The 11,067-nt window shown below is 44.3% G+C and carries 13 protein-coding genes; all 13 read left to right on the forward strand.

Going from position 1 to position 11,067, the window contains the following annotated elements; all coding sequences use genetic code 11:
• Positions 1-102 precede the first annotated feature (102 nt).
• On the forward strand, positions 103-1,014 hold the full coding sequence (locus tag VIP81_RS04900) for a substrate-binding domain-containing protein (protein ID WP_331957358.1): 912 nt from the start codon (positions 103-105) through the stop codon (positions 1,012-1,014).
• A 36-nt stretch (positions 1,015-1,050) separates the two neighbouring features.
• Entirely contained in the window at positions 1,051-2,814 is a 1,764-nt protein-coding gene (locus tag VIP81_RS04905) for a tetratricopeptide repeat protein (protein WP_331957359.1), read from the forward strand.
• A gap of 163 nt (positions 2,815-2,977) precedes the next feature.
• Positions 2,978-3,373 carry an NADH-quinone oxidoreductase subunit A gene (locus VIP81_RS04910; RefSeq protein ID WP_331957360.1) on the forward strand — a complete coding sequence of 132 codons (396 nt, stop codon included), beginning with the start codon at positions 2,978-2,980 and terminating at the stop codon, positions 3,371-3,373.
• 24 nt (positions 3,374-3,397) lie between these two features.
• Entirely contained in the window at positions 3,398-3,961 is a 564-nt protein-coding gene (locus tag VIP81_RS04915; RefSeq protein ID WP_133806465.1) for an NADH-quinone oxidoreductase subunit B, read from the forward strand.
• A 43-nt stretch (positions 3,962-4,004) separates the two neighbouring features.
• Positions 4,005-4,520, forward strand: coding sequence for an NADH-quinone oxidoreductase subunit C (locus VIP81_RS04920; RefSeq protein WP_331957361.1), 516 nt, complete (start codon positions 4,005-4,007; stop codon positions 4,518-4,520).
• A gap of 12 nt (positions 4,521-4,532) precedes the next feature.
• The gene (locus tag VIP81_RS04925; RefSeq protein ID WP_331957362.1) at positions 4,533-5,753 is read left to right on the forward strand and encodes an NADH-quinone oxidoreductase subunit D; all 1,221 of its coding nucleotides are present in this window, start codon (positions 4,533-4,535) and stop codon (positions 5,751-5,753) included.
• 58 nt (positions 5,754-5,811) lie between these two features.
• Positions 5,812-6,315 carry an NAD(P)H-dependent oxidoreductase subunit E gene (locus VIP81_RS04930; RefSeq protein WP_331957363.1) on the forward strand — a complete coding sequence of 168 codons (504 nt, stop codon included), beginning with the start codon at positions 5,812-5,814 and terminating at the stop codon, positions 6,313-6,315.
• Between the two features lie 23 nt (positions 6,316-6,338).
• A complete protein-coding gene (locus VIP81_RS04935) occupies positions 6,339-6,527 on the forward strand; it encodes a hypothetical protein (RefSeq protein ID WP_331957364.1) in 189 nt (62 codons plus the stop codon).
• Positions 6,528-6,593: 66 nt separating this feature from the next.
• Positions 6,594-7,952, forward strand: a complete 1,359-nt coding sequence (nuoF, locus tag VIP81_RS04940) for an NADH-quinone oxidoreductase subunit NuoF (RefSeq protein ID WP_331957365.1) — start codon at positions 6,594-6,596, stop codon at positions 7,950-7,952.
• 100 nt (positions 7,953-8,052) lie between these two features.
• The gene (locus VIP81_RS04945; RefSeq protein ID WP_331957366.1) at positions 8,053-8,430 is read left to right on the forward strand and encodes a GxxExxY protein; all 378 of its coding nucleotides are present in this window, start codon (positions 8,053-8,055) and stop codon (positions 8,428-8,430) included.
• Positions 8,431-8,488: 58 nt separating this feature from the next.
• Positions 8,489-9,577 (forward strand): 2Fe-2S iron-sulfur cluster-binding protein, encoded by a 1,089-nt coding sequence (locus VIP81_RS04950; protein ID WP_331957367.1) that lies wholly within the window; start codon positions 8,489-8,491, stop codon positions 9,575-9,577.
• Positions 9,578-9,598: 21 nt separating this feature from the next.
• The gene (nuoH, locus tag VIP81_RS04955) at positions 9,599-10,642 is read left to right on the forward strand and encodes an NADH-quinone oxidoreductase subunit NuoH (RefSeq protein ID WP_331957368.1); all 1,044 of its coding nucleotides are present in this window, start codon (positions 9,599-9,601) and stop codon (positions 10,640-10,642) included.
• A gap of 52 nt (positions 10,643-10,694) precedes the next feature.
• On the forward strand, positions 10,695-11,067 hold a 373-nt coding region (locus tag VIP81_RS04960), incomplete at its 3' end, for an NADH-quinone oxidoreductase subunit I (protein ID WP_331957369.1).

An 11,067-nucleotide genomic window follows, 5' to 3' on the forward strand; every position in this document is an offset into this window, starting at 1 on the left:
GATGATGAGCATTGTTGGCGCGGTATTGTTAACATACGGCCTCTTTAGAGTTTATAACGGAGTGAGAAAACTTTTTTTTAACAGGAACTAAAGAGGTGTGATATGTTTTTCAGTTTTAGAAAGATGAATGCTGTATATTTAGCAGCAATTACTTTGATGGTGGCTTGTGGGCCCAATCCAAACGCGAAAAAATTAGATACAGCTACAGAAGGCACTATCCACATCAGCGTGGACGAAACATATAAGCCACTGATAGATTCGGAAATAAAAGTTTTTGAATCACTGTATCCCAAAGCGCATATCATTCCTACCTATAAACCGGAGGCTGAATGCTTTAAAGATCTTTTAAATGATAGTGCCCGAATGGTGATCGTTACCCGCGATTTCAACCAACAGGAGCGCGACTACTTCAAGCAAATCAAAATTACGCCTAACAGCCTTTTACTTGCCTGGGATGCGCTCGCACTGGTGGTGAATAAAGACAATCCTGACTCTATATTAAATATGGAACAGGTGCGTAGCATCATGAATGGCACAAATAAAGACCGGAAATGGCAACTGGTGTTTGATAATGCCAACTCAAGCACCGTGCGATATATCATGGACTCCATCAATATGGGTAAGCCTCTGCCAACCAATACTATGGCTGCTAAAACCAACCCGGAAGTGGTGGATTACGTGTCAAAAAACAAAGACGCAATAGGTGTGATAGGAGTTAGCTGGATCTCTGATCCTAACGACTCATTGTCAATGGCTTTTACAAAACAAGTATCTGTAGTGAGGCTGAGAGCAGACAATGGTTCAGAATTTGTTAAACCATACCAGGCTTATATTGGTATTGGTACCTATCCATTGAAGCGCGGCTTCTTTTATTGTCTTAAAGAACCTTATCATGGGTTAGGCAGTGGATTCGCCACCTTTCTCGGCAGTTATGAAGGACAACTTGTTATTAAGCAGTTCCGTTTATTCCCTGCCAGATTGAATGTAGTATTCAGAGAAGCAAACCTTAAGTAGCAAAAAAACACAACTAAAACTAAAAAACCAGATTGCATGAACAAACGGAAAAGTTTAATCGTAGCATTGCTTTGCGCTGCATCTAGCGGTGCGATGGCCCAATCTGTGGAGGATGGATTGAAAGACCTGTATTATGGTAAATATCTGTCTGCTAAGCAGAATTTTGAGAAAGTGATTGCGGCAAAGCCTACGGAGGACAAAGCTTATTATTACCTCGGTATAGCGCAACTCGGACAGGAAGATGTAGCAGGTGCTACAGCTACTTTCCAGAAAGGTTTACAGGCAGTGCCTACCTCTGCTTTACTACAGGTGGGTATGGGCCGTATTGATCTGCTGAAAGGAGATGCTGCTGCTGCTAAAACAAAATTTGAAGCTGCCAGCGCTGCTACGCAAGGTCGTGATGGTGATGTAGCCCGCGCAATTGCTGATGCCAACTCAGAAGTGAAAGGCGGTGATCGTGCTTACGCACTGACCGTGATGGAAAAGCTCCTGAACAATGAAGGCCGTAAGAAAAAAGAACAATACACTGCTACCGCAGCTGATTATATCGAATTAGGAGATGCTTATCGCTTCCTGGGTGGTGAAAATGGTGGTAAAGCCATCACTACTTATGAAAAAGCACTGGAACTAGATCCAAACAATGCCGAAGCTGTCATGAAAGAAGGTTTGGTGAACTACAATGCAAGGCTGAAAGCTGAAGCCGTAGCAGATTATACCAAAGCTACCAACATGGATCCTAAATATGGTCCTGCTTTCTACGAGCTGTTTAACTTCTACATCACGCCTAAAAAGGATCAGTTATCCTGGGAAAATGCTGCTAAATACCTCGAGCAATACATGGCTGTAGCAGATCCGGCAGATAAAATAAAGAATGAATACCTCGGCGCTTATATCTCTTTCTTCAAGAAAGATTATGATGCAGCTATCAGCAAAGGTCAGGCTACCCTGCCTAATGCAGATGAATTTTATCAGAATAAACTGAGCTTGCTGATCGGCGATGCTTACCTGCAAAAAGGTGACTCCCTGAATGCACAGAAAGTAATGGACAGTTACGCAGCAAAAGTAGGTGACGCTAAATTAGACTCTAATGACTATAAGTTATTAAGCACTATATACATGCGTCTGAAATCCAGCGATTCCGCTACCCAGAGTGGGTACACTACCAAAGCGTTGGGCTACCTGGAAAAATATGCGGGTTCTATCACCACGAAGGATCCGGAAATCTTTACCCAGACTGCAGATCAGCTGAAAGCTGCCAGAAATTACGCTGCAGCGGCAGAATGGTATGAAAAAGCAAATGAAGTATCACTTGCCAATAAAGTACAATTACAAGCCATTGATTACTTCAACGTAGGTCACAACTACTACCTTGCTGCGGCAAGCGCTAAGCCAGCCGATACTGTTCAACTGGGCAAAGCTGATGCTGCTTTCCAGAAAGTGATTGAAGCAAAACCTGAGCTGGGTACCGGTTACTACTGGAGAGGTATGACCAATTTTGTTAAAGATCCGCAGGCACAAGCTGGTATTGCAAAGCCTTACTTTGATAAATACGTCGAAATTTCAGAAGTAGATCCTGGTAAATACAAGCCTACCCTGATCAATGCTTACACTTATGAGCTGTTATACTACTACTTTAAGGAAGATAAAGCCAATGTAAAGGTATACGCTGATAAACTGTCTGCATTAGATCCGAATAACAGCGCTGTTAAACAGATCACAGAAAACATGGCTGCCCGTGAAAAAGCTGCCAGCAAGCCAGCTACTAAACCAGCTGCCAAACAAGGTCAGAACAAGAAATAATTATTAATTATATACGATAATTTAAAAAACCTCCTGTACCCACAGGAGGTTTTTTAGTTTCCGGTTGGTGAAAAAAGATAATATTTTAGGCCCTAATAGATTTGATATTTGGTCAACTTACAGTATTTTTGCGCATTCGGACAATGTTTTTATCGGGAAGCTTATGTATACAGACACTGAATTTTTGTCAGCAACGACTACACCTTTTAGCTATTTCCCTATAGTATTGCAACTTGTTGCAGCTTTAGGTTTCGTAGGGATCACGATGTTAGCTACTCACTTTTTGGGTCCTAAACGCAAAACCAGCGATAAGCTTATTAACTTCGAGAGTGGAATCGAGCAAAAGGGTAATGCCCGGCAGCCGGTCGCCATCAAATACTTTCTTACCGCTATTCTTTTCGTGTTATTTGATGTGGAAGTAATCTTTTTCTACCCCTATGCTGTTAATTTCAGGGAACTGGGATGGGAAGGTTTTACGGCCGTGCTGATGTTTGTGGGCTTCTTTTTGTGTGGGTTTATCTACATTACAAAGAAGGGTGCACTGAAGTGGGAAGACTAATCTTAAATCTCTAAATTAAATCAAATGGCTCGTCCGGTTCAATATAATAACAAGGTGAAAACGGTGGAAATCCCAGAGGGATATTCCGGTGAGGGATTCTATGCCACATCATTTGACAAAGTAATAGGTCTGGCGCGTAAAAACTCTATCTGGCCTTTACCATTTGCTACTTCCTGCTGTGGCATTGAGTTTATGGCTACTATGGCTGCCACTTACGATATGGCCCGTTTTGGGGCTGAACGTATGGCCTTTACGCCCCGTCAGTGTGATTTGCTGATGGTAATGGGTACCATTTCCAAAAAAATGGGCCCTATTGTACGTCAGGTATACCTGCAAATGGCAGAACCACGCTGGGTAATGGCCGTAGGTGCCTGCGCCTGCAGTGGTGGTATCTTTGATACCTATTCTGTATTACAGGGTATTGACCAGGTAATTCCGGTAGATGTATATGTACCAGGATGTCCTCCAAGACCAGAAGGTATTATCGATGGTTTTATGAAAATACAGGACCTCGTAGGCCAGGAAAGTCTCCGCCGCCGTAACTCCGACAGATATCAAGAGCTGATGGAGTCATATGGTATTAAGTAAGGAGGGGAATGGTTAATTGTAAATCGTAAATTTCAAATTGTTAATGTCTTTAACAAACGAACGCATACAGCAACGCCTGACGGAGAAGTTTGGAGATGTGCTTACCGGCTTTGAAGAGCCGTTTGGCCTGCTTACCCTCACCGCACAGAAAGATTATAACCTGAAAGTAATGCAATTCCTGTTTGATGATGAGGAGTTGCGTTTTCGTTTTTTAACGGATATCACTGCGGTGCATTACCCGGATAGAAAAAATGAAGAACTGGCAGTAGTATATCATCTGCATAACCTGCAGGATAATATCAGGCTCCGTCTGAAAGTATTCGCACCAGTATCCCAACCGGATGTTTTTACAGCTACGAAACTGTATGAATCTGCCAACTGGATGGAGCGCGAAACTTACGACTTCTACGGGATCAACTTTGTAGGACATCCCAATCTGATACGCGTACTGAATGTGGATGAAATGACCTATTTCCCTATGAGAAAGGAATTTCCGCTGGAAGACTCCATGCGTATCGACAAAGATGATGAGATGTTTGGAAGGGGAGGAACTATTTAATACAACCAGGTTATGTTAGATCAGAAACAACATATAAAACTGCCGGAAGGCTCGATAGAAAAGGATACGCAAACGCTTAACCTGGGTCCTACCCATCCGGCTACGCACGGCGTATTTCAGAATATTCTGGAAATCGATGGCGAACGTATTGTGAGCGCTGTTTCTACCGTAGGGTATATTCACCGCGCTTTTGAAAAGATCGCAGAACGCCGTCCCTATTACCAGATTACTCCACTCACAGATCGTCTTAACTATTGCTCTGCCCCTATTAATAACATGGGCTGGTTGCTGACCGTAGAGAAACTCCTGGGTATTGAAACACCTAAAAGAGTAGACTATCTGCGTGTCATCATCATGGAGCTGGCACGTATTGCAGATCACCTGATCTGTAGCTCTGTAATGGGAGTAGATACCGGTGCATTAACCGGTTTCGTTTACGTGATGACCTATCGTGAACTGATATACGAAATATACGAAGAAATATGTGGCTCCCGACTCACGACCAACATTGGCCGTATCGGTGGTTTTGAAAGAAATTTCACACCGGCAGCATTTGCTAAAATAGAACGTTTCCTCGCTGAATATCCCGCTGTACTGAAAGAATTTGAAACCCTGCTGACCCGCAACCGTATCTTTATGGATCGTACGCAGGGCGTAGGTGGCATCAGTGCAGAAAGAGCCCTCAGCTATGGTTTCACCGGTCCTAACCTGCGCGCAGCTGGTGTAGACTATGATGTACGTGTGGCAAATCCTTACTCCTCTTACCAGGATTTTGATTTCTCCGTACCTGTAGGTACTACCGGTGATAGCTATGATCGCTTCCTGGTACGTAACGCAGAAATGTGGGAAAGTCTCAGCATTATCCGTCAGGCGATGGATAAAGTGAAAACACTGCCGGAAGATGTATATCATGCTGATATACCAGCATATTACCTGCCTGAGAAAAAAGATGTATATACAAAAATGGAAGCACTCATCTATCACTTTAAAATAGTGATGGGAGAAGCAGATATGTTACCAGGGGAAGTTTATAACGCTGTAGAAGGCGCCAATGGCGAACTTGGTTTTTACCTGATCAGTGATGGTGGCCGTAGTCCTTACAGACTGCATTTCCGTCGTCCCTGCTTCATCTACTACCAGGCTTTTCCTGAATTAGTGCAGGGTAACATGCTAAGCGATGCGATCGTTTGTATGAGTAGCCTGAACCTGATCGCAGGTGAGCTGGACGCATAGTATTGCGGCAAGCCGGATCTGGTAAAGAATATTTTGAAGATTAAAGCTGATTAAAATAATGGCTGTGGTTCAATTTTCGGAAGAGAAACTGAATAAAGTAAAAGAAATCATTGCACGCTACCCGGAAGGGAAGCAGAAAAGTGCGTTGATACCGGTGCTGCACCTGGCTCAGGAAGCATTTGGCGGATGGTTAAGTGCAGAAACAATGGACTACGTTGCAACTTTACTGCAACTGGAATCAATTGAAGTATACGAAGTAGCTACTTTCTATAGCATGTTTAACCTGAAGCCGGTTGGTACCTATCTTTTTGAGGTATGCCAGACAGGTCCCTGCATGGTAAGTGGTTCCGATCAGATCATTGATTACATTAAAAGTAAACTGGGAATCGGTGTAGGCGAAACTACGGCAGACGGGTTATTTACCCTGAAAACAGTAGAGTGCCTCGGTGCCTGCGGTTATGCGCCCATGATGCAATTGGGTAAACATTACCGTGAACATCTTACACCGGCTAAAGTAGATGAAATCATTACAGAATGCAGATCTAAAGCAAACGCAAACTGATGTATCCAAAAAACACCATATCCATGCGTTTAAAGGAAATTTATCAGCGCCACAAACTACAAATCGTAGAAGCTCTACTGCTGATGGGATTACTCACCGCATTATGGCGGATAGATAACTGGTTTGTTTCCTTTGTTTGTGGTGTTAGCGCAGGACTGCTGTTTTACAGACTCGCAGAACGCATTTCGCAACACGGCATACGTAAGGCATAAAAGATATACACAAAAATCTGTAGATGGGACCGGGTTTACCGGAACCATTACACCATAAGGAAGAAAATGGGACGCAAATTACTGTTAGATAAAGCACATATAGAAGGCATCCGGTATTATGATACCTACCGGAGCAACGGCGGTTATGCTGCAGCTGAAAAGGCGCTGAAAACGCTGGGACCGGAAGGCGTACTGGATGAAGTGAAAAAGAGTGGCCTCAGAGGTCGCGGTGGCGCAGGGTTTCCTACCGGTTTGAAGTGGAGTTTCATCGCCAAACCAGAAGGTGTTCCCCGTTACCTCGTTTGTAACGCGGATGAATCAGAACCCGGTACGTTCAAAGACCGCTACCTGATGGAATTCTTACCCCACCTCCTGATCGAAGGATTACTCATCTCCAGCTTTGCCCTCGGCGCTAACAGTTGCTACATCTATATCCGTGGTGAATATGCCTGGATTCCGGATATCCTGGAGCAGGCGATTGCAGAAGCTAAGAACAAAGGCTGGCTGGGTAAAAATATCCAGGGTACCGGTTTTGATCTGGAAATATATGTACAACGCGGTGCAGGTGCTTATATCTGTGGCGAGGAAACTGCCCTGATAGAATCCCTGGAAGGTAAACGCGGTAATCCACGTATCAAGCCACCATTCCCGGCGGTAAAAGGATTATGGCAATCTCCTACCGTTGTTAACAACGTAGAAACACTCGCAGCCGTGGTGCCTATCATCAATATCGGCGGCGATGAATATATTAAATACGGCACCGGCAAATCTACTGGTACCAAACTGATCTCTGCCTGCGGTAATATCAACAAACCCGGCGTTTACGAGATTGAGATGAACATCTCTGTAGAAGAATTTATTTACTCCGAAGAATACTGCGGAGGTATCAAAAATAATAAACGCCTGAAAGCCTGTATCCCTGGTGGATCTTCCGTTCCGGTGTTACCCGCTAACCTATTGCTGAAAACGGCGAAAGGCGAAACCCGTATGATGACCTATGAAAGTCTGGCTGATGGCGGATTTGCAACAGGCTCCATGCTGGGTTCCGGTGGTTTTATAGTAATGGATGAAGACCAGTGTATTGTACGCAATACCCTCACCTTTGCCCGTTTCTACCACCACGAAAGTTGTGGCCAGTGCAGCCCTTGCCGTGAAGGTACCGGTTGGATGAAGAAAGTATTGCAGAACATTGAGAACGGCAAAGGCAAAATGAGTGATATCGATTTGCTGTGGGATATTCAACGCAAAATAGAAGGTAATACCATCTGTCCGCTCGGTGATGCAGCTGCATGGCCGGTGGCAGCAGCGATACGCCACTTCCGCGACGAATTCGAATGGCATGTGGCAAATCCTCAGGAATCACAGACCCGCAATTTCGGTCTGGCACATTACGCAGATCCATTGCCAGCGCCAGTAGCAGTGTAGTTTCACGCAAAGGCGCAAAGCAGCAGAGGAGCAAAGGATTAAAGCGGATAAGGAGATTGTTTTTTTGAAAGTAGTTAACCCAAACATAAAACTTTCATCCATGACAGAAAATGAAATCTCAAAAGAGGTTGTAGATGCGTGCTTTGTAATACATACCAGGTACGGACCAGGGCTGTTTGAATCAGTTTATGAAGAGTTGTTGAATTATGAATTAAGAAAGCGGAGTTTGAATATTAAACGGCAGGAATGTGTAAAATTAGTTCATGAGAATATTATTCTTGATAGGGCATTCAGAGCTGATCTGATAGTAGAGAATAAAGTGATCATTGAAATTAAATCGGTGGAAGAGTTGAAAGATATGCATTACAAACAATTGTTTACATATCTGAAACTAACAGACTTAAAACTTGGATTATTAGTCAACTTTAATGTTGCTTTAATTAAAACAGGTATACACAGAATAGTAAATAAGTTATAAAATTATAAACTTTGCTTCTTTGCTGCTTAGCGGCTTTGCGAGCAAAAACTATATTAAGATGGCGGAGGAAATAAAATTATTTAAGGTTAAAATCGATAACATCTCAGTAGAGGTGGAACCCGGTACGACCATACTGAACGCGGCCAGGAAGATAGGAGGAGAGATAGTGCCGCCGGCCATGTGTTACTACTCCAAGCTGCAGGGGAGCGGTGGTAAATGCCGTACCTGCCTGGTAAAAGTATCCAAGGGTTCAGATGCCGATCCGCGCCCTATGCCTAAACTGGTGGCCAGCTGCCGTACTACTGTAATGGATGGTATGGAAGTAGCCAACATCACTTCTCCGGAAGTACTGGACGCACGTAAAGGAGTGGTGGAATTTCTGTTGCTCAATCACCCGCTGGATTGCCCGGTATGTGATCAGGCCGGAGAATGCCACCTACAGGATCTGAGCTACGAACACGGAGCAGACAGCACCCGCTACGAATTTAAACGCAGAACTTTTGATAAAGTAGACCTCGGCGATCATATCAAATTACACATGACGCGTTGCATCCTCTGCTACCGTTGCGTGTACACCGCCGATCAGCTCACCGAAAAACGTGAACATGGTATCCTCGGCCGTGGAGATGCTTCTGAAATCAGCACCTATATCTCCCAGTCGCTCGATAATGATTTCATCGGTAACGTGATCGATGTTTGCCCGGTAGGCGCTTTAACAGATCAAACCTTCCGTTTCAAAAACCGCGTATGGTTCCTGAAACCGGTAGATGCACACCGTAACTGCGAAAACCCTAAATGCTGCGGTAAAACAGTATTGTGGATGCGCGGTGACGAAGTATTCCGTGTAACTGCCCGCAAGGACAAATACGGAGAAGTGGAAGCCTTTATCTGCGATACCTGCCGTTTCGATAAAAAAGAAGCGAAAGACTGGATCATCGAAGGTCCACGTAAAATAGAACGTAACAGCGTTATTTCTCAAGGCCATTACGTGAACACCGTAAAACCTAAAGATCCGCTGGTGGAAGTATTAGACGGAAGACAACCGAAACTGGTGTTTAATATTCACTCTGAAAGCCAGGTAAACAGACCGGATGTTGATCTCTCGCAGATCGATGGCCCGGCTCACTCTGATGATTTTAAGAAGTAACAATCGTAATTACGTGTAAGTATGACCTTATTAAGCATAGATTGGTTTTTTATAATTGAAAAAGTACTCCTGATATCAGTGGTACTGGTACTTTCATTGGTAGTGGCCATGTATTCTACCTGGGGTGAAAGAAAAGTGGCAGCATGGATTCAGGATCGTATTGGTCCTAACCGTGCCGGTTTCATGGGATTGCTGCAGCCGCTGGCAGATGGTGGTAAACTCTTCTTCAAGGAAGAGATTATTCCTACCAACTCCAACCGCTTCCTCTTTATTCTCGGTCCGTCTATCGCCATGATGGTGGCCTGTATGACCAGCGCTGTAATCCCCTGGGGAGATAGCCTGGTAATTGCCGGTCGCACCGTTTCCCTGCAGGTGGCGGATGTGAACATCGGTATCCTCTTCATTTTTGGTACCGTGAGTATGGGCGTATATGGTATCATGATAGGTGGCTGGGCATCCAATAACAAGTTTTCCCTGCTGGCTTCTGTACGCGCTGCTTCCCAGATCATTTCCTACGAGCTGCCTATGGGCCTGGCTTTGATAGCCTTGCTGATGCTCACCGGCACACTGAGCTTAAAAGACATCGTAGAACAACAACGCCATAGCTTATGGAATGTATGTTATCAGCCGCTGGGCTTTTTCATCTTCCTGATATGTGCTTTTGCAGAAACTAACCGTGCACCTTTTGACTTACCGGAAGCAGAGAATGAATTGAATGGTGGTTATCACCTGGAATATTCTTCCATGAAACTCGGTTTCTTCCTGTTCGCAGAATATATCAATATGTTCGTTAGTTCCGCATTGATTGCTACCATGTACTTCGGTGGTTATGCTTTCCCCTATATGGATAGCCTGGGACTGGACGGTAACCTGCTGACCATTCTCGGATTCCTGGCATTGTTTCTCAAAACCTTAGGCTTCATATTTTTCTTTATGTGGGTACGCTGGACGGTTCCGAGATTCCGTTACGATCAGCTGATGCGTTTGGGCTGGAAAATAATGATTCCACTGGCATTGGTAAATATGCTGATTACAGGAGCGTTAATACTGGCACGTCAACATTAATATCATCTAATTAAATACACACAAATCGTGTGGGTTAAATAAAGCATTCATTATGCAAGCATTAACAAACAGGGCAAAAGCAGTAGATCGCCGGCCGATGACCTTCGCAGAGAAGTTGTACATCCCTGCTATTGCAAAGGGCATGGGTATTACCTTCAAACATCTTTTTCAGCGTAAGGCGACGGTTAGTTTCCCTGAGAAAAAACGTGATTTTAGCCCGGTATTCCGTGGTTTACATGTACTGAACCGGGATGAAGAAGGACGTGAAAGATGCACTGCCTGCGGATTGTGCGCAGTAGCTTGCCCGGCTGAAGCCATTACCATGGAGGCAGCAGAAAGGAAAGAAGGAGAAGAAAACCTGTACCGGGAAGAAAAATATGCAGCGAAATATGAAATCAACATGCTGCGTTGCATCTTCTGTGGTT

Source organism: Chitinophaga sp., from assembly GCF_036566945.1.
Lineage (GTDB): Bacteria > Bacteroidota > Bacteroidia > Chitinophagales > Chitinophagaceae > Chitinophaga.

What these genes read in the sequence shown, in the direction of transcription:
- VIP81_RS04900 (WP_331957358.1), top strand. Translation starts at nt 103, where the DNA reads ATGTTTTTCAGTTTTAGAAAGATGAATGCTGTATATTTAGCAGCAATT.
- VIP81_RS04905 (WP_331957359.1), top strand. Translation starts at nt 1,051, where the DNA reads ATGAACAAACGGAAAAGTTTAATCGTAGCATTGCTTTGCGCTGCATCT.
- VIP81_RS04910 (WP_331957360.1), top strand. Translation starts at nt 2,978, where the DNA reads ATGTATACAGACACTGAATTTTTGTCAGCAACGACTACACCTTTTAGC.
- VIP81_RS04915 (WP_133806465.1), top strand. Translation starts at nt 3,398, where the DNA reads ATGGCTCGTCCGGTTCAATATAATAACAAGGTGAAAACGGTGGAAATC.
- VIP81_RS04920 (WP_331957361.1), top strand. Translation starts at nt 4,005, where the DNA reads ATGTCTTTAACAAACGAACGCATACAGCAACGCCTGACGGAGAAGTTT.
- VIP81_RS04925 (WP_331957362.1), top strand. Translation starts at nt 4,533, where the DNA reads ATGTTAGATCAGAAACAACATATAAAACTGCCGGAAGGCTCGATAGAA.
- VIP81_RS04930 (WP_331957363.1), top strand. Translation starts at nt 5,812, where the DNA reads ATGGCTGTGGTTCAATTTTCGGAAGAGAAACTGAATAAAGTAAAAGAA.
- VIP81_RS04935 (WP_331957364.1), top strand. Translation starts at nt 6,339, where the DNA reads ATGCGTTTAAAGGAAATTTATCAGCGCCACAAACTACAAATCGTAGAA.
- nuoF (WP_331957365.1), top strand. Translation starts at nt 6,594, where the DNA reads ATGGGACGCAAATTACTGTTAGATAAAGCACATATAGAAGGCATCCGG.
- VIP81_RS04945 (WP_331957366.1), top strand. Translation starts at nt 8,053, where the DNA reads ATGACAGAAAATGAAATCTCAAAAGAGGTTGTAGATGCGTGCTTTGTA.
- VIP81_RS04950 (WP_331957367.1), top strand. Translation starts at nt 8,489, where the DNA reads ATGGCGGAGGAAATAAAATTATTTAAGGTTAAAATCGATAACATCTCA.
- nuoH (WP_331957368.1), top strand. Translation starts at nt 9,599, where the DNA reads ATGACCTTATTAAGCATAGATTGGTTTTTTATAATTGAAAAAGTACTC.